The organism is Mesorhizobium oxytropidicola, assembly GCF_056174625.1.
The window spans coordinates 1,574,578-1,598,580 of record NZ_CM149692.1 but is presented as its reverse complement, the minus strand read 5'-3'; the positions used below and the strand labels follow the sequence as shown (position 1 = coordinate 1,598,580).

The 24,003-nt window shown below is 63.7% G+C and carries 29 protein-coding genes and 2 pseudogenes; 17 read left to right on the top strand and 14 right to left on the bottom strand.

The window, feature by feature from the left end; genetic code table 11:
• Nucleotides 1-88: 88 nt before the first annotated feature.
• From AC0V8S_RS08040 to AC0V8S_RS08030, 3 genes are all read left to right on the top strand, one after another.
• Nucleotides 89-1,114 (top strand): class I fructose-bisphosphate aldolase, encoded by a 1,026-nt coding sequence (locus AC0V8S_RS08040; protein WP_475437372.1) that lies wholly within the window; start codon nt 89-91, stop codon nt 1,112-1,114.
• Nucleotides 1,115-1,283: 169 nt separating this feature from the next.
• Complete coding sequence (locus AC0V8S_RS08035) at nt 1,284-2,021, top strand: DUF899 domain-containing protein (protein WP_475437371.1); 738 nt, start codon at nt 1,284-1,286, stop codon at nt 2,019-2,021.
• Nucleotides 2,022-2,104: 83 nt separating this feature from the next.
• The gene (locus AC0V8S_RS08030; RefSeq protein ID WP_475437370.1) at nt 2,105-2,818 is read left to right on the top strand and encodes an SGNH/GDSL hydrolase family protein; all 714 of its coding nucleotides are present in this window, start codon (nt 2,105-2,107) and stop codon (nt 2,816-2,818) included.
• Nucleotides 2,819-2,848: 30 nt separating this feature from the next.
• On the opposite strand, the gene AC0V8S_RS08025 is transcribed toward AC0V8S_RS08030, so the two are convergent.
• On the bottom strand, nt 2,849-3,010 hold the full coding sequence (locus tag AC0V8S_RS08025; RefSeq protein WP_080643995.1) for a hypothetical protein: 162 nt from the start codon (nt 3,008-3,010) through the stop codon (nt 2,849-2,851).
• A gap of 113 nt (nt 3,011-3,123) precedes the next feature.
• Complete coding sequence (locus tag AC0V8S_RS08020) at nt 3,124-4,077, bottom strand: ring-cleaving dioxygenase (RefSeq protein WP_475437369.1); 954 nt, start codon at nt 4,075-4,077, stop codon at nt 3,124-3,126.
• Nucleotides 4,078-4,388: 311 nt separating this feature from the next.
• Between AC0V8S_RS08020 and AC0V8S_RS08015 the strand changes: the two genes are divergently transcribed.
• The 4 genes from AC0V8S_RS08015 to AC0V8S_RS08000 all read left to right on the top strand — a co-directional run bounded on the left by AC0V8S_RS08015 (nt 4,389) and on the right by AC0V8S_RS08000 (nt 6,550).
• A complete protein-coding gene (locus tag AC0V8S_RS08015) occupies nt 4,389-4,556 on the top strand; it encodes a hypothetical protein (RefSeq protein WP_183463775.1) in 168 nt (55 codons plus the stop codon).
• A 143-nt stretch (nt 4,557-4,699) separates the two neighbouring features.
• Complete coding sequence (locus tag AC0V8S_RS08010) at nt 4,700-5,290, top strand: DJ-1/PfpI family protein (RefSeq protein ID WP_183463777.1); 591 nt, start codon at nt 4,700-4,702, stop codon at nt 5,288-5,290.
• Between the two features lie 66 nt (nt 5,291-5,356).
• Nucleotides 5,357-5,764 carry a hypothetical protein gene (locus tag AC0V8S_RS08005; protein WP_475437368.1) on the top strand — a complete coding sequence of 136 codons (408 nt, stop codon included), beginning with the start codon at nt 5,357-5,359 and terminating at the stop codon, nt 5,762-5,764.
• A gap of 66 nt (nt 5,765-5,830) precedes the next feature.
• Nucleotides 5,831-6,550, top strand: a complete 720-nt coding sequence (locus AC0V8S_RS08000; RefSeq protein ID WP_095201249.1) for a helix-turn-helix transcriptional regulator — start codon at nt 5,831-5,833, stop codon at nt 6,548-6,550.
• Nucleotides 6,551-6,682: 132 nt separating this feature from the next.
• Here the strand turns inward: AC0V8S_RS08000 and AC0V8S_RS07995 are convergent, their stop codons facing one another.
• From AC0V8S_RS07995 to AC0V8S_RS07985, 3 genes are all read right to left on the bottom strand, one after another.
• Nucleotides 6,683-7,375: a DUF1013 domain-containing protein gene (locus AC0V8S_RS07995; protein WP_044548374.1), complete on the bottom strand. Its 693-nt coding sequence runs from the start codon at nt 7,373-7,375 to the stop codon at nt 6,683-6,685.
• 371 nt (nt 7,376-7,746) lie between these two features.
• Nucleotides 7,747-7,887 (bottom strand): DUF1127 domain-containing protein, encoded by a 141-nt coding sequence (locus AC0V8S_RS07990; protein ID WP_006327955.1) that lies wholly within the window; start codon nt 7,885-7,887, stop codon nt 7,747-7,749.
• Nucleotides 7,888-8,250: 363 nt separating this feature from the next.
• A complete protein-coding gene (locus AC0V8S_RS07985) occupies nt 8,251-9,261 on the bottom strand; it encodes an NAD(P)H-quinone oxidoreductase (RefSeq protein WP_475437367.1) in 1,011 nt (336 codons plus the stop codon).
• 122 nt (nt 9,262-9,383) lie between these two features.
• Here AC0V8S_RS07985 and AC0V8S_RS07980 point away from each other — a divergent pair, with 122 nt between their 5' ends.
• The 3 genes from AC0V8S_RS07980 (at nt 9,384) to AC0V8S_RS07970 (ending at nt 11,213) form a co-directional block, all read left to right on the top strand.
• Nucleotides 9,384-9,578: a DUF1192 domain-containing protein gene (locus AC0V8S_RS07980; RefSeq protein ID WP_475437366.1), complete on the top strand. Its 195-nt coding sequence runs from the start codon at nt 9,384-9,386 to the stop codon at nt 9,576-9,578.
• A 92-nt stretch (nt 9,579-9,670) separates the two neighbouring features.
• A complete protein-coding gene (locus AC0V8S_RS07975; protein WP_183463785.1) occupies nt 9,671-10,918 on the top strand; it encodes an MFS transporter in 1,248 nt (415 codons plus the stop codon).
• Between the two features lie 31 nt (nt 10,919-10,949).
• Nucleotides 10,950-11,213 (top strand): ArsR/SmtB family transcription factor, encoded by a 264-nt coding sequence (locus tag AC0V8S_RS07970; protein ID WP_027041916.1) that lies wholly within the window; start codon nt 10,950-10,952, stop codon nt 11,211-11,213.
• Nucleotides 11,214-11,240: 27 nt separating this feature from the next.
• Here AC0V8S_RS07970 and AC0V8S_RS07965 read toward each other — a convergent pair whose 3' ends face one another.
• The 4 genes and pseudogenes from AC0V8S_RS07965 to AC0V8S_RS07950 form a co-directional block, all read right to left on the bottom strand.
• A complete protein-coding gene (locus AC0V8S_RS07965; protein ID WP_475437365.1) occupies nt 11,241-11,705 on the bottom strand; it encodes an SRPBCC family protein in 465 nt (154 codons plus the stop codon).
• A gap of 11 nt (nt 11,706-11,716) precedes the next feature.
• The gene (locus AC0V8S_RS07960; protein WP_183463789.1) at nt 11,717-12,052 is read right to left on the bottom strand and encodes an ArsR/SmtB family transcription factor; all 336 of its coding nucleotides are present in this window, start codon (nt 12,050-12,052) and stop codon (nt 11,717-11,719) included.
• Nucleotides 12,053-12,057: 5 nt separating this feature from the next.
• On the bottom strand, nt 12,058-12,714 hold the full coding sequence (locus AC0V8S_RS07955) for a glutathione S-transferase family protein (protein ID WP_183463790.1): 657 nt from the start codon (nt 12,712-12,714) through the stop codon (nt 12,058-12,060).
• Between the two features lie 122 nt (nt 12,715-12,836).
• Nucleotides 12,837-13,674, bottom strand: a pseudogene (locus AC0V8S_RS07950) (alpha/beta fold hydrolase).
• A gap of 93 nt (nt 13,675-13,767) precedes the next feature.
• Between AC0V8S_RS07950 and AC0V8S_RS07945 the strand changes: the two are divergent.
• The 3 genes from AC0V8S_RS07945 to AC0V8S_RS07935 all read left to right on the top strand — a co-directional run bounded on the left by AC0V8S_RS07945 (nt 13,768) and on the right by AC0V8S_RS07935 (nt 15,214).
• The gene (locus tag AC0V8S_RS07945; RefSeq protein WP_183463792.1) at nt 13,768-14,289 is read left to right on the top strand and encodes a winged helix-turn-helix transcriptional regulator; all 522 of its coding nucleotides are present in this window, start codon (nt 13,768-13,770) and stop codon (nt 14,287-14,289) included.
• A gap of 76 nt (nt 14,290-14,365) precedes the next feature.
• Nucleotides 14,366-14,599: a hypothetical protein gene (locus AC0V8S_RS07940; protein WP_183463794.1), complete on the top strand. Its 234-nt coding sequence runs from the start codon at nt 14,366-14,368 to the stop codon at nt 14,597-14,599.
• 183 nt (nt 14,600-14,782) lie between these two features.
• Complete coding sequence (locus tag AC0V8S_RS07935; protein WP_183463796.1) at nt 14,783-15,214, top strand: GlcG/HbpS family heme-binding protein; 432 nt, start codon at nt 14,783-14,785, stop codon at nt 15,212-15,214.
• 9 nt (nt 15,215-15,223) lie between these two features.
• Here the strand turns inward: AC0V8S_RS07935 and AC0V8S_RS07930 are convergent, their stop codons facing one another.
• The 3 genes from AC0V8S_RS07930 to AC0V8S_RS07920 all read right to left on the bottom strand — a co-directional run bounded on the left by AC0V8S_RS07930 (nt 15,224) and on the right by AC0V8S_RS07920 (nt 16,993).
• Nucleotides 15,224-15,625 (bottom strand): hypothetical protein, encoded by a 402-nt coding sequence (locus tag AC0V8S_RS07930; RefSeq protein ID WP_095201239.1) that lies wholly within the window; start codon nt 15,623-15,625, stop codon nt 15,224-15,226.
• A 283-nt stretch (nt 15,626-15,908) separates the two neighbouring features.
• Nucleotides 15,909-16,091, bottom strand: coding sequence for a 50S ribosomal protein L32 (gene rpmF, locus AC0V8S_RS07925; RefSeq protein WP_008834724.1), 183 nt, complete (start codon nt 16,089-16,091; stop codon nt 15,909-15,911).
• A 140-nt stretch (nt 16,092-16,231) separates the two neighbouring features.
• A complete protein-coding gene (locus AC0V8S_RS07920) occupies nt 16,232-16,993 on the bottom strand; it encodes a biosynthetic peptidoglycan transglycosylase (RefSeq protein ID WP_475437364.1) in 762 nt (253 codons plus the stop codon).
• A 222-nt stretch (nt 16,994-17,215) separates the two neighbouring features.
• Here AC0V8S_RS07920 and AC0V8S_RS07915 point away from each other — a divergent pair, with 222 nt between their 5' ends.
• Nucleotides 17,216-18,133, top strand: coding sequence for a polyprenyl synthetase family protein (locus tag AC0V8S_RS07915; protein ID WP_475437363.1), 918 nt, complete (start codon nt 17,216-17,218; stop codon nt 18,131-18,133).
• Nucleotides 18,134-18,175: 42 nt separating this feature from the next.
• On the opposite strand, the pseudogene AC0V8S_RS07910 reads toward AC0V8S_RS07915, so the two are convergent.
• A pseudogene (locus AC0V8S_RS07910) lies at nt 18,176-19,098 on the bottom strand (SMP-30/gluconolactonase/LRE family protein).
• A 131-nt stretch (nt 19,099-19,229) separates the two neighbouring features.
• Between AC0V8S_RS07910 and AC0V8S_RS07905 the strand changes: the two are divergent.
• From AC0V8S_RS07905 to AC0V8S_RS07895, 3 genes are read left to right on the top strand one after another with little or no spacing between them, the layout of a single operon-like run.
• On the top strand, nt 19,230-20,723 hold the full coding sequence (locus AC0V8S_RS07905; RefSeq protein WP_475437362.1) for a sugar ABC transporter ATP-binding protein: 1,494 nt from the start codon (nt 19,230-19,232) through the stop codon (nt 20,721-20,723).
• A gap of 9 nt (nt 20,724-20,732) precedes the next feature.
• Nucleotides 20,733-21,797: an ABC transporter permease gene (locus AC0V8S_RS07900; protein ID WP_095201234.1), complete on the top strand. Its 1,065-nt coding sequence runs from the start codon at nt 20,733-20,735 to the stop codon at nt 21,795-21,797.
• Nucleotides 21,798-21,810: 13 nt separating this feature from the next.
• Nucleotides 21,811-22,911 (top strand): ABC transporter substrate-binding protein, encoded by a 1,101-nt coding sequence (locus AC0V8S_RS07895; RefSeq protein ID WP_475437361.1) that lies wholly within the window; start codon nt 21,811-21,813, stop codon nt 22,909-22,911.
• Between the two features lie 69 nt (nt 22,912-22,980).
• Here AC0V8S_RS07895 and AC0V8S_RS07890 read toward each other — a convergent pair whose 3' ends face one another.
• The gene (locus AC0V8S_RS07890; protein ID WP_244661976.1) at nt 22,981-24,000 is read right to left on the bottom strand and encodes a LacI family DNA-binding transcriptional regulator; all 1,020 of its coding nucleotides are present in this window, start codon (nt 23,998-24,000) and stop codon (nt 22,981-22,983) included.
• Between the last annotated feature and the right edge of the window lie 3 nt (nt 24,001-24,003).

Sequence of the window (24,003 nt, the reverse complement as noted above, 5' to 3'; positions counted from 1 at the left end):
CTTTCAATCGATTCGAGCTTTCCGATGCCATTCCTTTGGCGGTAGACTTCCGTTAAGCGCGGAACGAACCCCTTTCAGGAGAAGCATGATGAGCGAACGTCTCGAAGACATTGCCGCCGCGATTGTGGCCAACGGCAAGGGCCTGCTGGCCGCTGACGAAAGTTCCGGCACGATCAAAAAGCGCTTCGACGTCATCGGCGTCGAATCGACCGCCGACAGCCGCCGCGACTATCGCGAGATGATGTTCCGCGCCAAGGACGCGATGACCAAGTATATTTCCGGCGTCATCCTCTATGACGAAACGATCCTCCAGAAGGCCGCCGACGGCACGCCGCTGGTCGACATCATCAAGGCATCAGGCGCCATTCCCGGCATCAAGGTCGATGCCGGCGCCAAGCCGCTGGCCGGCTTTCCCGGCGACACCGTCACCGAGGGCCTCGACGGCCTGCGCGAACGGCTTGCCGATTACTACAAGCTCGGCGCCCGCTTCGCCAAATGGCGCGCGGTGATCGACATCGATACCGGCAAGGGCGTGCCTTCGACCAATTCGATCAACGCGAACACCCATGCGCTCGCCCGCTATGCCGCCCTCTGCCAGGAGGCCGGCATCGTGCCGATCGTCGAGCCGGAAGTGCTGATGGACGGCGCCCACGACATCGGCACCTGCTACGAGGTCTCGAAGGCGACCCTGATCAAGCTTTATGATGAACTCCATGCGGCGGGCGTCGTGCTCGAAGGCACCATCCTGAAGCCCAACATGGTTCTGTCGGGCAAGAAGTCGGGCACGGTGGACAGTCCCGAAAAGGTCGCCGAGATGACGATAAAACTGTTCCGCGAGACCGTGCCGACGGCGGTGCCGGGCATCGCCTTCCTTTCCGGCGGCCAGGAGGACGAGGAGGCGACCGCCAACCTCAACGCCATCAACGCCATCGGGCCGCATCCGTGGAAGCTGACCTTCTCCTATGGCCGCGCACTGCAGGCCGCCCCGCAGAAGGCATGGAGCGGCAAGGCGTCGAACGTCGCCGCCGGCCAGGCCGCCTTCACCCACCGCGCCCACATGAACTATCTGGCGGCGCTCGGAAAATGGAAAGCGAGCCTCGAACAGGCCGCCTGATCCCAACTCTTCCGCCTCTCTTCGAACCCGGGCCGATGCGCCCGGGTTTTTGTTGCCTGCGGATTTGGGGGAAGACCTCCTCGTTCCTATTTCCTGTGGGCGTTGCCGGCGGCGATGTCGGTTTGCGCCCATCCCGAACGTCCTTGGGATGAGAGACAGGGAGAGGTTCATGCATCGCAACAAGGTTGTTTCACGCGAAGACTGGTTCCAGGCGCACAAGGCGCATCTGGCCCGCGAGAAGGAACTGACACGGCTACGCGAACGCATCGCGGCCGAGCGGCGCGAACTGCCCTGGCTGAAGATCAGGAAGGACTATGTTTTCGAGACCGAACAAGGGCCGAAGAGACTGGCCGACCTGTTTGGCGCCAACAGCCAGCTGATCGTCTACCACTTCGTGTTCGCGCCAGGTTCCAACCATCACTGCGAAAGCTGTGCCTTCGTCGCCGACCATATGGATGGCGCCAACCGGCATCTCAGGCATCATGACGTGTCGCTTGTCGCCGTGTCGCGGGCGCCGCTCGCTGAGCTGCTGCCCTACAAGCAGCGCATGGGCTGGCAGTTCGACTGGGTGTCTTCCTATGCCTCGGACTTCAACTTCGATATGCAGGTATCCTTCACCGACAAGCAGATCGCATCCGGCGAAGCGGTCTACAATTTCGAAACACCGGTGCTGACGTCGAAAGACCTGCCCGGCACCACTGTCTTCCACAAGAACGAAACCGGTGACCTCTTCCTGACCTTCATGTCGCGCGCCCGTGGCAGCGAACAGTTTATCGGCGCCTATCAGTATCTCGACATCGCACCGAAAGGCCGTGACGAGACCGGTCCTTACGGCACGTTCATGGACTGGGTACGGCTGCACGATGAATATGGGAACAGGTCGCAGCAGGGCGATGCATGCCCTTAGGGCACGGGCCGGCAGTGCAAGGATCCGTTCACCTCGGCCCAAACATGCGCTAAGCCTGCCGCAGATCATTCCACGGTTCCGTCATGCGCTTCCCGGCCTCTCTCACCTGGCTCGCCTTCCCAGTCTATATCTGGCAGGGACTCGGCGTGCGCCGCCGCACCACGCGCATGCTGCCGGCACGGGGACCAGTCATGCACGACCTCGCTGGTAAGGCGCCGGCAATCTCGCTTCTGGTGCTGGGTGATTCCTCGGCCGCCTCGGTCGGCATCGGCAATTCCGAAGACGGGCTTGCCGCGCAACTCGCCGTGCTGATCGCGCAGCGCACCGGCCGCGCCGTACGCTGGCGCGCCGCTGGCTTCAATTCGGCGACGTCAGGCCAGATCCGCGACCATGTCCTGCCCAATCTGTCGGCCGATCCGTGGACGCATATCGTGCTCGCCATCGGCACCAACGACACCAAGAATTTTCATTCGGTGCCGCGCTTCAAGAAGGAGTTCGGCGGCTTGCTCTACGCCTTGCGCGCCAAATGGCCGGAGGCGCGCGTGGTGTGGTCGCCGGTGCTCGAATTCACGCGGGCGCCGGCCATGCCGCCGCTGCTCGGCAAGATCCTCGAGATCCGCGCCACCGCAATGAACCGGATGGGTGAACGCCTCTGCCTGGAGCGCGGCGCAGTGCCGGCGCCACGCTTGCCGATCACCAACCCCGAGGCCGGTTTTGCCTCCGACGGGTTCCACGCCTCGGAGGCAGGTTACCGCGCCTGGGCGGAACATCTCGTCGGCCTGGTGCTTGCCGGCTGACTTTGCGGCGGCGGTCCTGTCATGCGCAGGCTACGTCAAATGCCCAAGCACGGCGGCCAACGAGATCGCGGCCATGGCGAGCAGCGCCAGCTTCCAGAAATCGCCGCGGCGCTTGAGCCCCGGCCATCCGATCGGTTTGATCAGCTGGATGACCATGAAGCCGATGATCACAAGGGCAAGGAGTTTCGTCATGTCGCCTTTGACCAGCAACGCGGCTGGCTGTCAAAGCGCCTTGTTCGATCTCTGAGAAAGCACAGGCGCCACAATCCGAACCGGAAACGTGGCGCCCACCTTCAGGCGGCGATCTATTTCAGCGGCTTGAGACCAGCTTCGATCGAGGCGCGCTTCGGTTCAAGGAACGGCGGCAGGGCCAGGCTTTCACCCAGCGTCTCCAGCGGTTCATCGGCGGTGAAGCCCGGCCCGTCTGTGGCGATCTCGAACAGGATGCCGTTCGGCTCGCGGAAATAGAGCGAACGGAAGTAGTAACGCTCGACCTCGCCGCTCGACGGCAGGCGGAATTCGGCCAGACGGGCGGTCCACTGATGCAACGTCTCCTGGTCCGGCGCCCTGAAGGCGACGTGGTGAACAGCGCCGGCGCCTTGCCTTGCTGGCGCCAGGCCTGGCTGCACGGCGACATGAAGCTCCGCCGCCGGCCCGCCAGCCCCCATTTCGAAGACATGGACCTGGCCCTCGCCGTCCGGCGAGGCATAGTCGCGGCCCTTGCGCATGTTCATCACCCGGGTCAGCACCGCCTCGGTGTTGGTGATGTCGGGGACACTGATGACGATCGGCCCGAGCCCGCGGATCTGATGCTCAGCCGGCACCGGGCTTTGCGCCCATGGATGGCTGCCGCCCTTGCCACCATCGCTGATGAGCCGCAGGCGCTGGCCTTCGGGATCCTCGAAATCCAGGCTGGGATAGCCGCCAATGTCGGCAACCTCTCCTGTCACGATGTTTTCACCGGCCAGGTGCTGCTTCCACCACGCAAGGCTTTCGGGACTGCCGACCCTGAGGCTGGTGCGCGCGATGGAGTGGGTGCCGCGCCGCTCGCGGCCAACCGGCCAGTCGAAGAAGGTAAGGTCGGTGCCCGGAGTCGCTTCGCCGTCGGCATAGAAGAGGTGGTAGGCCGATGTGTCGTCCTGGTTCACCGTCTTCTTGACCAGCCGCAAGCCTAGCACCCTCGTGTAGAAGTGAAGATTGCCCGGGGCATTGGCGGTGATGGCGGTCAGATGGTGGATTCCTGTCAGTTGCAGGCTCATGGTCGTCTCCCTGGTTTTGGGGAAGAATTTTCTCCTTTCATATCAGAACTGCGGTCACGGCGCTGAAGGCCGCCAATCCTGACAGTCCGTCGCCATGAGATGAACAATGCCGCACATATTGTTGCACCTACGGTGAACAATCAGGCGCTCCGCGGCTTGCTGCAGCGAGGGCGCGACGGCATCGAAAAAAGGCTTCCCCTCAAAGAGACGCGTCGAGGCGTAACTATCGCTGAGCGCCTGACATCCTCCTGACAGACTGCTGTCAGGAGGGGTGTGCGATAGTGTCTCCATCAAAAGAGAGGAGACTGGTCATGAACGGTTACACCATTCTGCGCGGCATGCAGCATTATGTCGGCAAGGTTCGCACCATGCGCAACGAAATCCGCACACAGCGTTTCCTGAACGCGCTGCCTGCGGACGTCCGCAAGGATATCGGCTGGCCGGATATGTATGCGGAACGTCGCTCCCTCGGCAATTGAGGCGAATTTTTCGACGTCGATATTGGACATGGACGCGCCAATGCCCAGATGTCAATGCATGTCGCCCAAAAGTGGCCCCCGGTTTTGGGGGCACGACATGCATGACAACAAAGCTGCGGCGCGCTGGGGGATGGAGCGAGCTTATGCCCGATCAGAAGACAATCGGCTTCCTTTTCATCGAAGGTTTTGCCGACTGGGAATATGGGCTGCTTGCGGCCTCGGCGGTTGAATGGTTCGGCGCTCGCGCCGTGTCGCTGACGCCCGAAGGCAAGCCCGTGACCGGAATCAGCGGTTTTCGGCTGACGCCCGACCGTTCGGTCGGCGTCGAAGAGAATGCCGATCTTGACGCCGTTGCCGTCATCGGTTCCGACCAGTGGGCGGGCACGGCACCGCCGGATGTCGCTCGACTGCTCAATGCAGTAGCAACGCGCGGTGGTGTGGTTGGCGGTATCTGCGCCGGCACGCTGGCGCTGGCCCGTGCGGGTATGTTCGAAGAAGCCAGGCATACCAGCAATGGCCGCGACTGGATCAACGGACATGAAGCCGGCTATGCTGGCGACAGCAACTATCAGGACGTGCCGCATGCGGTCGCCGACGGCAGGATCGTGTCCGCGCCGGGTTCTGCGCCCGGCACCTTTGCCCTTGCCTTTCTGAAGACACTCTATCCCGAAAGAGCCAGCGATCTCGCTCAGATGCGAACGCTGTTTGTCAGGGAATATGCTGAAGCCTCCTGACAGTATGCTGTCAGGAGGTGCATGCGATGGTGGGATAATGCGCATGGCCGGCCGAGAGGACAATCGATGAAAAGTTGGAACGACAGGCTGAATACGCCTGGCATCAACGGCGTGAAACCGACGCCGCGCACGGTGGGTGACGTGGTCGAGGGCCAGCCGATGCTGGTGCCAACGGCACGCCAGGTCGACGACTTTATCCGGTCGATTCCCGCAGGCGTCGAGATGGATATCCGTGCGTTGCGCACCGCCCTTGCCATCGAACACGGCGCCGAAGTGACATGCCCGGTCACAACAGGCTATCATCTGCGCACGGTTGCCGAAGCCGCCAAGGAAGACCTCGATCGCGGCATGACGCTGAGCGACGTCGCCCCCTTCTGGCGCGTGCTCGATGAGAAGACGCCAACAACGAAGAAACTGTCCTTTGGCGCGGAGTTCGTCGCCGCTCAGCGTAAGCGCGAAGGACTGAAACCGTAATGCATGTCGTCTGGGAGTGGCTCCGGTCCAGGAGCCGCTCCAGCAACAATACTGGGGAAGCAAAAGATGCGCCGCGCCGACAGGCTCTTTCAGATCGTGCAGCATCTGCGTGGTGGCCGTCTGGTCACCGCCCAGAAGCTCGGCACGTGGCTCGAGGTTTCCGAGCGAACGATCTATCGCGACATAGCCGACCTGCAGTCGACCGGGGTGCCGATCGACGGCGAGGCCGGTGTTGGCTACATGATGAGGGAGGGTTTCGACCTTCCGCCACTGATGTTCACGCGTGACGAGATCGTGGCGCTGGTTGCGGGAGCGCGCATGGTGCGCGCCTTTGGCGGCGCCGCCATGGCACGGGCCGCCGACGAGGCGCTGGTCAAGATCGGCGCCGTGCTGCCCGATGCCGAAAAGGATCGCATCGCCCGCACCGAGATCCACACACCGATGTGGGTGGTCAGCGACGCCGCCCGCGAGGCGATCGACCTGATCGAGCGTGCGGTCGAAAAACGCCAAGTGCTGACCATCGACTATTGCGACGAGGCCGGCCGCGGCACCGCGCGCGACATCAGGCCGCTCGGCCTGTGGTTCTGGGGCAAGGTGTGGACGCTGGTCGCCTGGTGCGAAATGCGCGACGATTTCCGCGCCTTCCGCATCGATCGCATCGCCTCGGTGGTGATCGCCGGCCGCATCTTCAAACCGGAGCGCGGCAAGCAGCTCGCCGACTTCTACCGGGCGGTGGAGCGCAGCGAAGACTACGGCATGGCACCGGACCGCGTGGCGCGAAGCTGAGATTGTATATGGAATAAAAAGCCCGCTCGAAGCGGGCTTTTTTAGTTCGGACTGCCCTTCGCTATGGCTCCGGGCGTTCGTCGCTTCAATCGACAAATCGTTGTCGATTGATCGGCCAAGGCCGACCTCTCCTCACTCGTCGTCCGCGTCTTCGTTCTTCGACTTCAGCGCCGAGAGCTTGGCGAACACGGCGTTGGCGTCGAGTTCGGCATCTTCGTCCTTCGGCTTTTCCGGAGCCGGCACCAGCCGCTCGGTCAGGGCGGCCGGCAGCAGCGTGTCGCCAACCGGCTGCGCCTGCTCGCGGCCGCGCGAGGCGCGGTTGACTTCCATGTCGAGGTCGATCTGCGAGGCGAGACCCAGCGTCACCGGGTCCATCGGCTGCAGATTGGCCGAATTCCAATGCTTGCGTTCGCGAATCTGCTCGATCGTCGACTTGGTGGTGCCGACGAGACGCGAAATCTGCGCGTCCTTGAGCTCGGGATGGTTGCGCACCAGCCACAGGATGGCGTTCGGCCGGTCCTGGCGCTTCGACAGCGGTGTGTAGCGCGGACCCTTGCGCTTGGATTCCGGCACCCGCACCTTAGGGTCGGAAAGCTTCAGGCGCTGGTTCGGATCCTTCTCGGCGCGCGCGATCTCGTCGCGGGTCAGCTGGCCGGTCATGATCGGGTCCATGCCCTTGATGCCTTGCGCCGATTCGCCGTCGGCGATCGCCTTGACCTCGAGCGGATGCAGCCCGCAGAACTGCGCGATCTGCTCGAAGGAGAGCGCGGTGTTGTCGACCAGCCAGACGGCAGTCGCCTTGGGCATCAGCAGCGTATTGGCCATTTAAAAAATCCTTCTCGTTCGCCCGCGTTCCCGCGCGGGCGGTGGTTTAGGGCCACCAAAATGGGAAATTCGCGGCCTGTATAACCGTTCCCTTGCTGTTTCGCAATGTTTTTGGAAGTGCGGCGGCCCCGATGCGTTCAGGAACCGGCAAGCACATTCGAATGGCTAACCTCGGCCGAAGGGACGGGCACTTTTGAACGAGACGCAGAAGTGCTGCACGCGCCCCTTGGAATTGCCAGTGCAATTGCCTGGGCCCAAAAAGACAAAACCCGCTGGACGGGTCCAGCGGGCTCGGAACCGGAAACGGGAAACGTCTGCGACGGCTCTACTTCTCAGCATGAGCCCGGCCTTGCGGCCGGGTCGTGCTCAAACTAGATCGCCTGGCGGGCGATCCGTTCGATGTCGGCGCGGTTGATGCCGAGATCGTTGAGCTGACGGGCGTTGAGCTTGTTCAGTTCACGCACGGTCTCGTTGTACATGCGCCAGTTACGGAAAGCGCGGATCGGGTTCATGGTAGTCCTCCTGATGGGGTGTTCGTTTCGATGCTGCACAGATAGTGATCATCGATGGGGACTTGAACGGCCGATTTTGCATAGCAATGATGCAAATGCTGCATTGCACCATTAAGCTTCTGTTCATCTCGTAGGCAGTCCTCGGCGCAGGACGTGTCGAGATTCAGGTCAGGCCGAGTCGAGAATGGTGGGTTCCGGGGTCGCCCTGCGACGAGCGGAGCGTACTTAAGTACGCGAGCACCGGCCTACGCCGGCCATAGCCTTGGCTGCCGCGACCGCCCAGATGAGTGCTTCGGCCGGCGAAGGCCGGAAGCGCAGGTATCAGCCATTTGCAGGCCGGCCTCACCGGAATATCGGCGCGTCCTAACCGACGTCGAGCACGATCTTGCCGATATGCTCGCCCTCCTCCATCCGCTCATGCGCGCGCCAGGCATCGGTGAGCGGGTAGATCATGTCCATGACGGGTGCCACCTTGCGCGTGCCGAGCAGCGGCCACACCTGCGCCTCCAGAGCCGCCGCGATCGCCGCCTTGAACTCGACGGTGCGCGGCCTCAGCGTCGAACCCGTATGGGTCAGCCGCTTGACCATGATCTTGGAAAAATCGGCGCTGGCGACGGCGCCGGCCTGCACGGCGATCTGGACGATGCGGCCCTCGACGGCGGCGGCCTCATAGTTTCGCTGGACATAGTCGCCGCCGACCATGTCGAGGATGACATTGGCGCCCTTGCCATCCGTCGCCTCTTTTACCGCCTTGACGAAATCCTCCTCGCGATAGTTGATCGCGCGGTCGGCGCCGAGCTTCAGGCAGGCATCGCATTTTTCCTCGGAGCCGGCGGTGGTGATGACATAGGCGCCGAAGGCCGACGCCAGTTGGACCGCCGTCGTGCCGATGCCGGACGAGCCGCCATGCACCAGCAGCGTCTCGCCTTTCTTCAGGCCGCCGCGTTCGAACACATTGTGCCAGACGGTGAAATAGTTTTCCGGCACCGCCGCCGCTTCCGTGTGGGTGAACCCGGCTGGCAGCGGCAGCACGCTGCCGGTGTGAACCTTGACATATTCGGCGTAGCCGCCGCCGGGCGTCAGCGCGCAGACCCGGTCGCCGATGCGCCAGCGCGATATCTCGTCACAAAGGGCTGCCACTTCGCCCGACACTTCGAGGCCCGGCAGGTCCGATGCGCCGGGCGGCGGCGGATAGGCGCCCTTGCGCTGCTGCACGTCGGGGCGGTTGACGCCGGCTGCATGCACCTTGATCAGGATCTCGCCGGGGCCGGGTTGCGGCACGTCGCGCGTTTCCGGTTTCAGCACCCGTGGGCCACCCGGCTCCGAGATCGCGATCGCCGTCATCCTCGCCGGAATTTTCTGTCCGCTCGCCATGAAGTTTCCCGCCTTTCCTCGCCGCATTCTTACCGGCTGTTTGCATCGACGCCCTTGCCCTATGTATGCTGATTGCCAAATCAGGCAAATGGCCAATCTGGTGTGGCGGAGGAGGAGCAACGATGGCGATCTTCGACGACGAACCCGAGAAGAAGGCGCGCCCGCACGAGATCGGGCAGGACCTGTCGCTGCTCTCCGTCGGTGAGCTGTCGGAGCGCATCGCCATATTGCGCGAAGAAATCGCCAGGTTGGAAGCGGAGCTCAAGGCCAAGGACAACACCAAATCGGCCGCCGAGGCACTGTTCCGCCGCGGATAGTGGACCGGGGCGGGACGGCTCGCCGCTGAAAAGCCGGAATGCGACTGTCTTCAGACCCTGCCATCCCTTTCAGAGTCCAGCCGGATCAAAAAATGCTCGCATCCTACCGACCGATCCTCTCCCTGCTTCGCGGCACTGCCTTTCTGCTCGCGGCATCGGGTCTGCATGGGCTGCTGTTGCCCCTGCGCGGCCAGGTGGAGGGGTTCTCGACCGCATCGCTCGGCCTGATGGGCACTGCCTGGGCCGGTGGCTTCGTCACCGGCTGTTTCTTCGCGCCGCGCCTTGTGCGCCGCGCCGGACATGTGCGCGCCTTCGGCGCCTTTGCCGCGTCCGGCGCCATCGTGGCGCTGCTCACCGGCCTGATCATCGACGAATATGTCTGGATCCTGTTGCGTGCCTTCACCGGCTTCACCATGGCCGGCGCCTTCATGGTCATCGAAAGCTGGCTGAACGAGAAAGCCACCAACGAGAACCGCGGCACCGTCTTCGGCCTCTATATGATGGTCACCTATGCCTCGATCATGGGCGGGCAGATGATCGTCGCCGGCGGCGATGTGAAATCCGCATCGCTGTTCATGATCACCGGCATCCTGTTCTGCCTGTCGCTGATCCCGACCGCGGTTTCTTCGGCATCGCTCCCCAAACCGCTGCAGGACGTCAAGCTCGACGTCAAGGGGCTCTACGCCAACTCGCCGGTGTCGGCGGTCGCTTGCCTGCTGGTCGGTATCGCCAACGGCGCCTGGGGTACGCTGGGTGCCGTCTACGGCGCCCGTATCGGCATTTCCACGGCCGAGATCGCCTTGATGATGAGCCTTGTCGTCGTCGCCGGCGCCGCCATGCAGCTGCCGGCCGGGCGTCTGTCCGACAAGACCGACCGCCGTTTCGTGCTCGCCGGTGCCGCTTTTGGCGCGGCGTTGGTCGCACTGCTGGTCTTCCTCTTCGAGCCGCGCTCCGCCGTCTTTGTCATCGTCTTGACCGCCGCTTACGGCGCCTTCGCCTACACGCTCTATTCGATCGCCGTGGCCCATGCCAACGACCACGCCCGTGCTGAGGATTTCGTCAAGGTATCGGGCGGCTTGCTGCTGCTTTACGGCTTCGGCACCATGATCGGCCCTTTGCTGGCGGCGGCGCTGATGGGCTGGATGCGACCGGAGGGTCTGTTCCTGGCGACCGCCTTCGCGCATCTGTCGCTGGCCGGCTACACGCTGCTGCGCATCAGCCGCCGCGCTCCGGTGCCGATCGAGAATCGCGATGCCTTCAAGACGCAGCCGGCCGATCGCTCGCTGACGCCGGAAGCATTGCGGCTCGATCCAAGAAGAAAAGCAGAAGCAGACAGTTGAGATTCGAAAAACTTTGCCTCACAAATGAGGCATGATGTTTTCCGACGCCTTCATGGCGATCGCCGACCCCAATCGGCGCCATCTTCTGGAAGAACTTCGACGCGGCCCGAAAACCGTCAACGAGTTGGCCGCCGGCTTGCCAGTATCACGCCCGGCCGTATCACAGCATCTGAAAGTGCTTCTGGACGCCGGATTGGTCAACGCCAAGGCTGAAGGCACGCGACGTGTCTATACAGTCAGCAATTCCGGCTTCCTGAAGCTCAACATCTGGCTCGATCAATTCTGGGAAGCCTGACCGTTTCTGACCGGCCCGACCAACACTTCAGGTCTTTTTGTCCAGAAAAGCGCCGAGCAGATCGAGCAGCACTCCGGTCCCGTGCTCGCGCGTTGACGAGGTGTCGTGGCCATCGAGGAAAGCGCCCTGCTCGGTCAGCACCAGCCGCGTCCCCTTGCCTTCTGCAAAAAGTTCGATCGTGGCCAGCGACACCGAGATGCGGGTTCCGCCGAACAGCATGTCATAGCTGTAGACGATACGCTGGTCCGGCACGATATCCTGATAGGTAGCGGTGTAGACGTGGATCGGACCATCTTTTGGCCCGCCGGCATTGACCTCTTTGCCGCCGACGCGAAAGTCCATTTCAAAGCGGCCGGGCATCGGATTGTCGGGATCGGTGAACCAGCGTCGCTTGGCGTCTGCATTGCTGAGCGCGAAGAAGACTTTCGACGGCGCCGCCGGATAGAGACGCTCGACGACGAAGGTGGAATGGACGACGGATCTTTGGCTCACTGAGATCTCCTTCATGTTTCGTGTTTGGTTTCCGCCAGAAAATCGCCCAGCCGGTCCAGCCGGCGCTCCCAGGCGAGGCGCCGCTCATTGATCCAGTGTTCGGCCGCCCTGAGCGCCTTGGGTTCAATCTGGCAGGTGCGCACGCGCCCAACCTTCTGCGTGCGAACCAGCCCGCTTGCTTCCAGAAGGTTGAGGTGCTGGACGACGGCCGACAGCGACATCGCCAGCGGTTCGGCCAGTTGGCTGACCGAGGCGGGGCCACGCGACAGCCGGTCGACCATCTGCCGCCGCGCCGGATCGGCAAGCGCCTGGAACATCAGGTCGAGCTGGGCGGCATCGTGCAGCATAGCGGTCAGCCGTTGTTGTAGGGGAAGAACTTGAAGTAGGGCTGCGCCTCCTCGATTACCCTGGCGAAGGCAGGGCGCTGCAGCAGCCGGTCGTGATAGCGTTTCACGGCCGGATATTTGTCGCCGAACGGCTCGACCTTGTTGGCATAGAAGAGCGCGGGCGACGCCGCGCAATCGGCCATGGTGAAGGCGTCGCCCACCGCCCAAATCTTCGACTGCATCTCCTGTTCGATGATGGCATAGGAGTTGCGCAGCTGGCCGCGCGCCTGTTCGACGCCGAACGGATCTGTCTTGTCGAGCGGCCGCAACCGGTCGCCGACGATCTTCTGCATCGGCTCCTGCACATAGAAATCATAGAAGCGGTCGGCCTGGCGGACCGCCAGCGCCGCGTCGATGTCGGCTGGGATGAGTTCGACCGGCCCCGGATAATGCGCGGCGAGATATTCAACGACGATGGTCGATTCCAGCACCGTGCGGTCGCGCGCATCGTCGCGCAGCGCCGGCATCTTGCCGGTCGGCGAAATCTTCAGGAAGGCCGCGCGCGAATGGTCGTCGCCAAGGTCGACGATGACCGGATTGAAGACCGTGCCGTTCTCATAGAGCGCGATCAGCGGCTTCCAGCAGAAAGAGGCCAGCGGATGGAAATGCAGTGTCAGGGACATTCTTTGCTCGTCTCTTTCTGGTTCGTCGATGGGCGAGAGCTATGCGCCCGCCAGGTCAACACTGAAGCAATTACTTAACTATTGTGGCAAACCTCGCCCGTCAAGACCGACCCCATGAAATCTCAATTGGACCTGATATGCGAGACGATGGCGGCTTCGATGTCCGGCCAGTCTTGCGAATGCAGCTCATGGCCGCCGCCCGCGACGCGAAGGAGGTTCGCGCCGGCGACCGTTTTGGCCAGCGCCTCGCCATGCTCGACCGGAAAGATCGGATCTGATGTGCCATGGATAACCAGCAGCGGCGCCGCCATTTCTGGCAAGCGGCCCTTCCACGCATCGCCACCCTTGAGCGAGAAATGATTGGTTGCGCTGAGGAACCCGCCGGAGCGATCGTAATCCTGTTCGATGAAGGCCCGCATCAGGGCCTCGTCGAACGGGTGTGCGGTGCTGGCGATCGCCCTGGCATCCCTGACCATGAAATCAATCACCTGGCGGCGGTCCGACCAGTCGACATCGGCGCCCGCGGCCGAATGCTCGATATAGGCATCGGTCGTCTGCGGCAGATGGGAGGTGTCCATCCCCACCTGCGAACTGCTGATCACCGTCAGCGAAGCGACGCGGGAGGGGTGCCTGAGCGCCGCGATCTGCGCGATCATGCCGCCCATCGACATGCCGGCGACATGGGCCTTGTCGATGCCATGGCTGTCGAGCACACCAATCGCGTCGTCCGCCATGTCGTCGAATGTGTAGGGCGCCTTGCCCGGCGGATATTTGGTCGAACGGCCGGTATCGCGATTGTCGTAGCGGATAACATACAGGCCGGCATCCGCCAGCTCCCGGCAAAACGCCTCCGGCCACCACAGCATCGAGGCCATCGCGCCCATGATCAAAAGCAGCGGGGGGATTTTCAGGGTCGCCGAAGGCTTCGGATAGGATCTCGGGGCGATTGATCGTCGTCATCACAGGGCTCCTAATCTGATTGCATTTTGCAATCGGTTGCACCATAATAAAACTGATACGATAATGCAACTGGTTTTGTGTGGAGAGAATCGAATGAGCCTCGATCGCCGGTCCGGCTGCCCGATCAATCTGTCGCTGGAAGTGTTCGGCGACCGCTGGAGCCTGATCATCCTTCGCGACATGATTTTCGGCGGCAGGCGGCATTTTCGCGAACTGCTCAACGGCTCGATGGAAGGCATTGCCTCCAACATCCTTGCCGACCGGCTGAAGCGGCTGATGGAATTGGGCATGCTGACAAAGGCCGACGACCCCAGCCACAAGCAGAAGGCGATCTACAGCCTGACCGAGATGGCCATCACGCTGGTGCCGATTCTCGCCCATCTCGGCGCTTGGGGCCGGGTCTGGCTGCCAACCACCGAGGAACTCTCGATCCGCGCCGAGCTCCTGGAAAAGGGCGGACCGCCACTGTGGGAGAAATTCATGGACGAATTGCGCCATGAGCATTTGGGTACGCCGCTCGATACGGCGTCCGGCCCTTCTGTCCGCGCGACCCTGCAGGCCGCCTATCAAGCCGTGGTCGCCAGCAAGGCTCTCAACGCCAGCCCGGCCGCGTAAACAACTATTTTCCCCGTTGAGAGGCCGGCTCTGCTAGAACAAGCGGAAACCACAATTCACGGGATTGGATAAGGTCTTGGTTGAGAACTCTCGGGATGCCGCCCGCGCGCGCGCCGATCTGCGCTTCAAGAAACAGGAAGAAGCGGCGACCGTCCGCCAGAAGGCGATGGCGGAATATGCCGCCGAGAGTGACGCCCGCAAGGTCAAGACCGACAAGCTGAGGGCGCTCCGGCTCGCCAAGGAAGCCGAAGACCTCGCCAACGCGCCGGCATTGCCCGCCAAGAAGCCTGCACGCGCCAAGAAGAAATAACACGCACCTCTTCGGCACCCCCGCCTGAATCGGCCGGCGCCTGCTCGCCTGTTGCCGTTCGACGGCGCCATCCAGACAGCGGCCCTTCATCCCACCGCTTCACAAGAAGCAATTTCAACCGAAACCGGGATTGCTTCGGCCGGCCGCCCGCCGATGATTGTCGCTTTCCAACAGGAGATTGCCATGACCGCGCTGCCGCTCGAAAAAGCCAGGCAAATCATCGATGCCGCCTTTGCCAAGGGCGCCGATCTCAAGCTCAAGCCGCTGGGTGTCTCGGTGCTTGACGCCGGCGGCCATCTGGTCGCCTTCCAGCGCCAGGACGGCGCCTCGTTCCTGCGCCCGCAAATGTCGGCCGGCAAGGCCTATGGCGCGCTGGCCATCGGCATGGGCTCACGCAAGGTCGAGGCCTTCGCCAAGGAGCGCCCGCATCTGGTCGCCGGCATCTCCGATGTGTCGGGCGGACGCGTCCTGCCGGTGGTCGGCGGCGTGCTGATCCGCGACAAGGCCGGCACTATTGTCGGCGCCGTCGGCATATCAGGCGACACGTCGGACAATGACGAGGCAGCGGCCATCGCCGGCATCGAGGCCGCCGGCTTCAACGCCGATCCGGGCTGAGCCCTTAGTCTAGTTAACGTTGATGTCCCGGCTCGCCGACCGCATCGACACTGCGAATCCGGCCAGCACATCGAACAGCGCGATGATCATCAGCGTGAAGAAGATCGAATGCGCCGCGCCCTTGACCAGCAGGAACTCCACCAGGAAGGCGACGAAGACCAGCGTCGACAGGAGATGGTCCATGATCGAGGCGCTGGTCGTGCGCGCCGACTTCACCATTTCGAGGAACAGGAAGATCAGCCCGATCAGGATCATCAGGTCGCCCAGCGTCATCGAGAACACCCCGCCCGACATCATGCGGAACGAGAAGATCTCGCTCGCCCATGGATCGTCACCGCCGCCGAAAATTCCGAGCAGGCCGAGATTGTAGAGAATGAAAGGCACGATCAAAAGCGGGACGGCACCGAACATCTGGCGTCTCCATATGGGGGCACCTTCTGTAGAATGCGCCACAGGCACGCCGTCAAGATTTTTCGTAAGAAGCCGCAAACACGGTCGAAGACCGGATGCAACAACCATGTCAGCCAACATCGGGCAAGCGTGAGACAGAGGCTCGGCGCTTGAAGCAGCCGGCGCGCGCTGCGCCGGTGAGATGGCAGCCTGGAGCTTTGGCCCCGGGCATTAGGTTCGCCAAACGCAAAAAGACCGGCCACAGGCCGGTCCTTTGTAACTCAACCCTTTGGAAAAGCTGGTCTCAGCTTTCCTTGGGGGTCAGCACCTGGCGACCGCGATACATGCCGGTCTTCAGGTCGATGTGGTGCGGGCGGCGCATTTCGCCGGAATTCTTGTCCTCGACATAGGTCGGGGCCTTGAGGGCGTCGGCCGAGCGGCGCATGCCGCGCTTGGACGGAGAGGTTTTGCGTTTCGGAACGGCCATGGATATGCTCCACTACATGGTCAAAAGCCCCGCCCGCCCTCGTGAAAGGGCCATGTCGGGGCCTAAATCTGAGAAAGTCGGGTGCCTATACACGCCCTGTGCCGTTTTGGCCAGCGCTACCATGAACTTTTTTGTGCCGGCTATTCGAGACAGCCGACATAAGCACCGGAACGACCTGCCCTGCGCTCTATCAGATTGGCGAGCCGTCGTAGGCCCGGCCCGGGTTTTGCCGGATTGCGGGCGATCGGATTGGGCAAGGTGACGGCGAGAAGTGCCGCCTGCCGGCGCGACAGCTGTTTTGCCGAAATGCCGAAATGATGCTGTGCCGCCGCCTCGATGCCGTAGATGCCCGGCCCCCATTCGGCGATGTTGAGATAGATTTCCATGATGCGGCGTTTCGACATCACCGCGTCGAAATAGACGGCCAGCGGCAGTTCGACGACCTTGCGCACCGAGCCCAGCGGCCGCGACCACAGGAACAGGTTCTTCACCGTCTGCATGGTGATGGTCGAGGCGCCGCGCGTTGCCTCGCCGGCCAGCGCGTCGTCGACAACGCCACGCAATTCGCCGAGATCGACGCCGCGGTGGAAGCAGAACTGCCCGTCCTCAGACATGATGACCGAATGGGCCAGCACCGGCGCGACATCGTCGATCGATACCCAGCGCCGGTCATAGCCGGAGAAGGTCGCCAGGTCCTTCAGCATCAGCGTCGACACCGGATGCACGAAGGACGGCAGGTAAAGGAAGGTCAGCACTGTCGGAATCAACGCCAGTACGGCGGCCACGATGATGCCGCGCCGGACCCAGCGCCTGAGATTGCGGCGGTTCACGCCGCGCGATCTCGTCGCCATGTCCAGCTTTTCGGTTTCATGATCGACGATCGGTTCCGCCAAGCCGCCCAACCCGTGCCAGAGAGCTTGTTTCGAAACCCGCTCCTGTGAGTCACATGACGGTGTTTTCGAGAACCGGAGCGGAGCGTACATTTGAGTACGTGAGCACCGTAAGCACAGAAAACGCCTTCAGATGACCGCAGGAGTAGAGTTTCCAAACGGGCTCTTACTGCTCCGGCATAATGGCGCTTGCCTTCTTGCGCAACGTCTGAGTGTCGGCTACCGCTCCCGGCCATGACGAATGACGACGAAATGGCGTTCGAAATGGCGCTCATCCGGCGGGCAGCGGCCGTCGAGGTGCTGCTGCGGCGGTTGCTCGACGACCGCCCGCTTTCGGGCGAGATCGCGCGGCCCGACCGCCTGATGGCGGCGATGCGCCATGGCGTGCTGAACGGCGGCAAGCGCCTGCGCCCCTTCCTGGTCATGGAAAGTGCTGCCCTTTTCTCCGCCGATGGCGAAGCAGCACTGCGCGTCGCGGCGGCCCTCGAATGCGTGCATTGCTATTCGCTGATCCATGATGATTTGCCAGCGATGGACGATGACGATCTGCGCCGTGGCCAGCCGACCGTGCACAAGGCTTTCGACGAGGCGACAGCCATCCTGGCCGGCGACGCCTTGCTGACTCTGGCCTTCGACATCATCGCCGGCGAGGCGACCGTACTGCCGGCGGAGCGGCGGACGGCCCTGGTGCTGGCGCTTGCCCGTGCGGCCGGAGCCGGCGGCATGGTCGGTGGCCAGAAGCTCGACCTCGAAGCCGAACAGACGCCGCCCGACGAGTCCGGCATCATAAGGCTGCAGGCGATGAAGACCGGCGCGCTGATCCGCTTCGCCTGCGAAGCCGGCGCCATCATCGCCGGCGCTTCGGCGGAAGACCGCGAGCGGTTGGCCGAATTCGGCTCGGCGGTCGGCCTTGCCTTCCAGCTTGCCGACGACCTGCTCGACCTGACCGCCGACGCCAGCCAGATGGGCAAGGCGACCGGCAAGGACGCCGCCGCCGGCAAAGGAACGCTGGTGGCGCTGCACGGCGCGCCCTGGGCGCGCCGACAGCTGAAGGGCCTCGTCTACCAGGCCCACGCGCTGCTCGAGCCCTATGGCGAACAGGCGGCGCTGCTGAGGCAGGCGGCAAACTTCGTGGCGGATCGCAACAGCTGAGTTTGGCATTTGGAAATCGCCTGCCTGGCAGGGCAGGCAGGACTATCCCCGCCCTGCGCCATTCGCCACGACATACACCGAATAGAGCGACTGCCGCGCCGTGATGAACAGGCGGTTGCGTTTCGGGCCGCCGAAGGTGAGGTTCGCCACCGTCTCCGGAATGCGGATCTTGCCGATCAGCGTGCCGTCGGGGTCGAAGCAATGGACGCCATCGCCGGCGCCAGCCCAGACGCGGCCAGCCGTATCCACCCTGAATCCGTCGAACAGGCCAGCCGTGCAGGTCGCGAAGACGCCGAGTTCGTTGAGCGCGGCACCCTCGACAGCGAACTTGCGTATGTGCCGCGGCCCATCCTTCTGGTGTGTTACGCCGGTGTCGCCGACATACAGGATGGTTTCGTCCGGCGAGAAGGCGAGACCGTTGGGTTTCGCCATCGTCGAGACGACGCGTGTCACCGCGCCCGTTGCAGGGTCGGCGCGGTAAACGTGGCAGCCCTCGATCTCCTGCTCGGCGCGGTCGCCCTCATAGTCCGTCGCGATGCCATAGGGCGGATCGGTAAACCACACCGTGCCGTCCGAGTGAACCACCACATCGTTGGGCGAATTCAGCCGCTTGCCCTCGAAGCGGTCGGCGATCACCGCGATCGACCCGTCATGCTCGGTGCGGGTGACGCGCCGCGCGCGGTGCTCGCAGGTGACCAGCCGCCCTTCAGTGTCGACTGTGTTGCCGTTGGCGTTGTTCGCCGGCGCGCGAAAAACCGAGACCATGCCGCTGGTGTCGTCATAGCGCATGATGCGGTCGTCCGGGATGTCCGAAAACACAGATACCGCCCGGCTGCGAACCATGCCGGACCCTCCAGCCAGCGCCCGCCCGTCCACAGCCGTTCGACGGCGACATGGCCGACGAAGCAGCGCTCGAACCGCTCGTCGAGAACCTCGAAGCCTGCGCCTTCAATGTCTCCGAACATGCCTTGTCCTCCACGAAGCCGGCCTATCGATAGCCTTCGCGGCGAGCCATTTTCAAGACTTGACCTGCAAAAATGTTAGCGATAACATCGTTGCCAATTCAGTCCGTTTGTTTGGCTTGGGAGGGCCATAGATGCGGCCCAAGCTCATCGAATTCATCGACATCTCCAAGCGCTTCGGCGGCACCCTGGCGTTGAAGTCGGTCTCGCTCGACATCCACGAGGGCGAGGTCGTGGCGCTGCTGGGCGAGAACGGCGCCGGCAAGTCGACGCTGATCAAGACGCTGGCAGGCATTTACAAGCGCGACCAGGGAACAATCCGCTTTCGCGGCGAGGACTATCACCACCGCCCGCCGCGCCCCAACCAGCCCCAGAAGGTCGCCTTCATCCATCAGGATCTCGGCCTCATCGAATGGATGACGGTGGCCGAGAATGTCGGCATGGCGCAGGGTTTTTCGCGCCGCTCGGGCTTGATCGACTGGCGCGACACCGAGCGTCGTGCCGAGAGCGCCCTGGCACTGGTCGGCTGCGCCTTCGATCCGGCGACGCGCGTCCAGGATCTTTCGCGCACCGAGAAATCGCTGGTGGCCATCGCCCGCGCGCTCGCCACCGAAGCCGACGTGCTGGTGCTCGACGAGCCGACGGCAAGCCTGCCGGCAGATGAGGTCGAACGCCTGTTCCAGGCGCTGCGGCCGTTGCGCGAGCGCGGCGTCGGCATGATCTATGTCTCGCACCGCCTGGACGAAGTGTTCCGCATCGCCGACCGTGTCGCCGTGATGCGCGACGGCCGCATGGTGGCGGTCAAGCCGGTTGCCGAGACGACGCCGCAGGAACTGGTCGATCTCATCGTCGGCCGCCCGGCGCACCAGATGTTCGCCAAGTCGCGCTGGCAGGACGGACCCGAGCGGCTGAAGGTCGAGGATCTGCGCTGCGGCAGCGTCGGTCCGGTTCGCTTCGAGGCGCGATCGGGTGAACTGCTCGGCCTGGTCGGCCTGCGCGGTGCAGGACAGGAAGCCGTCGGCCGCGCGCTGTTCGGCGCCGAGCCTTTCGACGGCACAGTCTCACTCGACGGCAAACGCCTCGATTTGTCCTCGGTCGGTGCAGCCCTTGCCGCCGGCGTCGGTCTGATCGCGCGCGACCGCACCGAGGAGTCGGTGGCGCTGTCGCTGTCCGTGCGCGAGAACATGTATCTCAACCCGTCGGCGGTCGGCCGCGGACTTTTCTCCTTCATGAAGCCGGCGCGGGAGAGCGAGCTGACGCAGGAGCTCGGCGCGCGGCTCGGCCTGAGGCCAAACGACCCGCATCTGCCGATCGAGGCGCTCTCCGGCGGCAACCAGCAGAAGGTGGTCGTCGGCCGCTGGCTGGCGACGGGCCGCAAGCTGCTGATCGCCGAGGATCCGACGGCGGGTGTCGATGTCGGCGCCAAGGCCGAAATCTACCGGCTGATCGCGGCGGCCGTCGAGGCCGGGCTGGCGGTCATCGTCGTGTCCACGGATTTCGAGGAGGTCGCCCATATCTGCCATCGCGCCCTTGTCTTCTCGCATAACCGCATCGTGCGCGAACTGGCGGGCGATGCCTTGACGACGGCGGCGCTCATCCACGCCGCCTCCGTGTCCGAAGCCGCCTGAGGAGGATCCATGAACTCGATCAAATCGACTGCGCTGGAGCCGACCCGCTCGGAACTCTCCGGGCTGAGCTTTGGCCAGAAGGCGGCGCGCTATCTGCCGGTCTACGGCCTGCCGATCCTGACGCTGCTGCTCATCCTGCTGTTCTCGCTGCTCCTGCCGCGCACCTTCCCGACGCTGCTCAATCTGCGCTCGATCATCTCCGACAAGGCGATCATCGCCCTGCTCTCGCTGGCGGCGATGATCCCCATGGCCTCCGGCCGCATCGACCTGACCGTCGGCTACGGCATCGTGCTCTGGCATATCCTGGCCATCAGCCTGCAGACCGCCTTCGGTGTCCCCTGGCCGATCGCGGTGCTCATCGTCATCCTGCTCGGCGTCGTGACCGGCTTCATCAACGGCCTGCTGGTCGAGGTGGCGCGCATCGATTCCTTCATCGCCACGCTCGGCACCGGCACCGTGCTCTATGCATTGGCCATGTGGTACACGGGCGGCCGCCAGGTCGTCGGCATGCTTCCCGACGGCTTCCTCGCTCTCAACGGCACGATGCTGTTCGGCCTGCCGATCACTGGCTACTACGTGATCGTCCTGGCGCTGGCGATGTGGCTTGTGCTCGAATACATGCCGATCGGCCGCTACCTCTACGCCATCGGCGCCAATCCCAAGGCCGCCGCGCTCAACGGCATACCGGTGCAGAAATTCGTCATGGGCGCCTTCATTGCTTCGGGCGCGCTGACCGCGCTGGGCGGTGTGCTTCTCGCCTCGAAGCTGCGGATCGGCCAGGCCAGCGTCGGTCTCGAATATCTGCTGCCGGCACTGGTCGGTGCCTTCCTCGGATCGACCACCATCAAGCCCGGCCGCGTCAATGTCTGGGGCACGATCATCGGCGTCGTCATCCTCGCCGCCGGCATTTCCGGCATCCAGCAATTCGGCGGCTCGTTCTGGGTCGAGCCGCTGTTCAACGGCGTCACCTTGCTCGTCGCCATCGGCATTGCCGGCTACGCGCAGCGCCGCCGCGGCGCGGTCGTGCCGCCCCCAGCCGCCAGCCAACCGACAAAGACAAATGACAATGCTTAATGGGAGAAGAAACATGCATCGCAGAACAGTCCTTCAACTCGGCGTCGCCTGCCTGGCGCTTGGCATCGTCTCAACCGCGCTGGCCGACCCGATGGCCGACGCCAAGGCCGTCGTCGACAAATACGCCAGCAAGGTCGACAAATGGGACGGCCCGACGACCGGACCGAAAGGCGCTGCCGGCAAGACGATCGTGGTGCTTGGCGCCGACATGAAGAACGGCGGCATCCTGGGCGTCACCAAGGGCGTCGAGGAAGCAGCGGCGGCCCTCGGCTGGACGGTCAAGACGCTTGACGGCGCCGGCTCCATCGGCGGCCGCACGGCGGCCTTCGGCCAGGCGCTCGCGCTTAATCCCGACGGCATCATCATCAACGGCTTCGACGCCGTCGAGCAGAAGCCGGCGATGGAGCAGGCCAAAGCGGCCAAGATTCCGATGGCGGCGTGGCATGCGGCACCGACGGTCGGCCCGATCGACGATCTCGGCATCATCGCCAACGTCTCGACCGATCCGATGGAAGTGTCGAAGGCGGCAGCCGACTGGGCCTTTGTCGACGCCAAGGGCAAGCCTGGCGTCATCATCTTCACCGATTCCACCTACCAGATCGCCATCGCCAAGGCGGACCGGATGAAGAAGGAGATCGAGGATCTCGGCGGCAAGGTGCTCGAATATGTCGACACGCCGATCGCCGAAACCTCGCAGCGCATGCCGCAGCTCACCACCTCGCTGCTGCAGAAATACGGCGACGCCTGGACCCATTCGCTGGCCATCAACGATCTCTATTTCGACTTCATGGGCCCGTCGCTGGCGGCCGCCGGCAAATTATCCGGCACCGACGCGCCGATCAACGTGGCGGCGGGCGACGGTTCCGAATCCGCCTACCAGCGCATCCGCTCCAGCCAGTTCCAGAAGGTGACGGTGGCAGAGCCGCTGAACCTGCAGGGCTGGCAGCTCGTCGACGAGCTCAACCGCGCCATGGCCGGCGAGAAATGGTCGGGCTACATCTCGCCGCTGCATGTGGTGACGTCGGACAATGTCGAATTCGACGGCGGCCCGGACAACCGCTTCGACCCGGGCAACGGCTACCGCGACCAATACAAGAAGATCTGGGGCAAGTAAGCTCGGCCGCAAAGGCCACCAGAAGACGGCTGGCGCTCATCGCGCTGGCCGTTTTCTTTTTGGAAACCGTCAAGCCGTGTGACGCACGATCACCTTGGGCGTCATGCCGACCACCACCCGGTCATCGGCAGCGCGGCGATCGTTGAGCAGGTCGAGCACCAGCTCGGCCACCCTGACACCGATCTCATGCGCGCCGACATCGATCGTGGTGATCGAAGGCACCGACTGCTCGGCGAGGTCATAGGCGCCGAAGCCGGCGATTGCGACATCGTCGGGAACGCGGATGCCGCGCCGCACGCATTCCATCAGCGCGCCGAAAGCCGAAAGGTCCGACACGCACATCACCGCCTGCGTGTCCGGCCAGCGTGAGATCATCTCGACCATGGCGATGGCGCCCTCGCGCATCGATATCGGCGGCACGCCCGACGCGATGACGCGCGAGGCGTCGAGGCCCCTATCCTGCAGCGCCGCGACAAAGCCGCGCCGGCGATCGAGGCCGCGCGTGTCGCGCGACGTGTCGCCGCCGATGAAGCCGAGCCTCGAATAGCCGCGTGCGACGAAATGGTCGACCATCAGCCGCCCGGCTTCGGCGTTGGAGAAGCCGACGACATGGCCGATCGGATCGTCCGGCAGATCCCAGGTCTCCACCACCGGCACGCCGGCATTCTCCAGCATCTTGCGGCAGCGCGGCGTATGCCGGCCGCCGGTGACGATGATCGCTTCCGGCCGCCGCCGGAGCAACTGGCCGACCAGGCGCTCCTCCTCCTCGACATTGTAGTCGGTGAAGCCGAGCAGGATTTCCAGCCCGCTGTCGCGCAGGCCCTCGGTCATACCGCGCACCGTGTCGGCGAAATTGGCGTTGTTGATCGACGGGATCGTCACCGCGACGAAACCGGACCGGCGCGACGACAGGTTGGCGGCGATGCTGTCGAAGACATAGCCGAGCTCGTCCGCCGCCCTAATGATCCGGTCGCGCGTGTCGGCGCTGATGGAGGTATCGCGTTTGAAGGCGCGCGACACGGTCATTGTCGAGACGTTGGCGCGATGCGCGACATCGGCCATGGTCGGGCGTTTTGACGAAGGCTGCATGGC

Bases quoted from the DNA above. Each gene is read 5' to 3' on its own strand.
- AC0V8S_RS08040 (WP_475437372.1), top strand. From the start codon at position 89: ATGAGCGAACGTCTCGAAGACATTGCCGCCGCGATTGTGGCCAACGGC.
- AC0V8S_RS08035 (WP_475437371.1), top strand. From the start codon at position 1,284: ATGCATCGCAACAAGGTTGTTTCACGCGAAGACTGGTTCCAGGCGCAC.
- AC0V8S_RS08030 (WP_475437370.1), top strand. From the start codon at position 2,105: ATGCGCTTCCCGGCCTCTCTCACCTGGCTCGCCTTCCCAGTCTATATC.
- AC0V8S_RS08025 (WP_080643995.1), bottom strand. From the start codon at position 3,010: ATGACGAAACTCCTTGCCCTTGTGATCATCGGCTTCATGGTCATCCAG.
- AC0V8S_RS08020 (WP_475437369.1), bottom strand. From the start codon at position 4,077: ATGAGCCTGCAACTGACAGGAATCCACCATCTGACCGCCATCACCGCC.
- AC0V8S_RS08015 (WP_183463775.1), top strand. From the start codon at position 4,389: ATGAACGGTTACACCATTCTGCGCGGCATGCAGCATTATGTCGGCAAG.
- AC0V8S_RS08010 (WP_183463777.1), top strand. From the start codon at position 4,700: ATGCCCGATCAGAAGACAATCGGCTTCCTTTTCATCGAAGGTTTTGCC.
- AC0V8S_RS08005 (WP_475437368.1), top strand. From the start codon at position 5,357: ATGAAAAGTTGGAACGACAGGCTGAATACGCCTGGCATCAACGGCGTG.
- AC0V8S_RS08000 (WP_095201249.1), top strand. From the start codon at position 5,831: ATGCGCCGCGCCGACAGGCTCTTTCAGATCGTGCAGCATCTGCGTGGT.
- AC0V8S_RS07995 (WP_044548374.1), bottom strand. From the start codon at position 7,375: ATGGCCAATACGCTGCTGATGCCCAAGGCGACTGCCGTCTGGCTGGTC.
- AC0V8S_RS07990 (WP_006327955.1), bottom strand. From the start codon at position 7,887: ATGAACCCGATCCGCGCTTTCCGTAACTGGCGCATGTACAACGAGACC.
- AC0V8S_RS07985 (WP_475437367.1), bottom strand. From the start codon at position 9,261: ATGGCGAGCGGACAGAAAATTCCGGCGAGGATGACGGCGATCGCGATC.
- AC0V8S_RS07980 (WP_475437366.1), top strand. From the start codon at position 9,384: ATGGCGATCTTCGACGACGAACCCGAGAAGAAGGCGCGCCCGCACGAG.
- AC0V8S_RS07975 (WP_183463785.1), top strand. From the start codon at position 9,671: ATGCTCGCATCCTACCGACCGATCCTCTCCCTGCTTCGCGGCACTGCC.
- AC0V8S_RS07970 (WP_027041916.1), top strand. From the start codon at position 10,950: ATGATGTTTTCCGACGCCTTCATGGCGATCGCCGACCCCAATCGGCGC.
- AC0V8S_RS07960 (WP_183463789.1), bottom strand. From the start codon at position 12,052: ATGCTGCACGATGCCGCCCAGCTCGACCTGATGTTCCAGGCGCTTGCC.
- AC0V8S_RS07955 (WP_183463790.1), bottom strand. From the start codon at position 12,714: ATGTCCCTGACACTGCATTTCCATCCGCTGGCCTCTTTCTGCTGGAAG.
- AC0V8S_RS07945 (WP_183463792.1), top strand. From the start codon at position 13,768: ATGAGCCTCGATCGCCGGTCCGGCTGCCCGATCAATCTGTCGCTGGAA.
- AC0V8S_RS07935 (WP_183463796.1), top strand. From the start codon at position 14,783: ATGACCGCGCTGCCGCTCGAAAAAGCCAGGCAAATCATCGATGCCGCC.
- AC0V8S_RS07930 (WP_095201239.1), bottom strand. From the start codon at position 15,625: ATGTTCGGTGCCGTCCCGCTTTTGATCGTGCCTTTCATTCTCTACAAT.
- rpmF (WP_008834724.1), bottom strand. From the start codon at position 16,091: ATGGCCGTTCCGAAACGCAAAACCTCTCCGTCCAAGCGCGGCATGCGC.
- AC0V8S_RS07915 (WP_475437363.1), top strand. From the start codon at position 17,216: ATGACGAATGACGACGAAATGGCGTTCGAAATGGCGCTCATCCGGCGG.
- AC0V8S_RS07905 (WP_475437362.1), top strand. From the start codon at position 19,230: ATGCGGCCCAAGCTCATCGAATTCATCGACATCTCCAAGCGCTTCGGC.
- AC0V8S_RS07900 (WP_095201234.1), top strand. From the start codon at position 20,733: ATGAACTCGATCAAATCGACTGCGCTGGAGCCGACCCGCTCGGAACTC.
- AC0V8S_RS07895 (WP_475437361.1), top strand. From the start codon at position 21,811: ATGCATCGCAGAACAGTCCTTCAACTCGGCGTCGCCTGCCTGGCGCTT.
- AC0V8S_RS07890 (WP_244661976.1), bottom strand. From the start codon at position 24,000: ATGCAGCCTTCGTCAAAACGCCCGACCATGGCCGATGTCGCGCATCGC.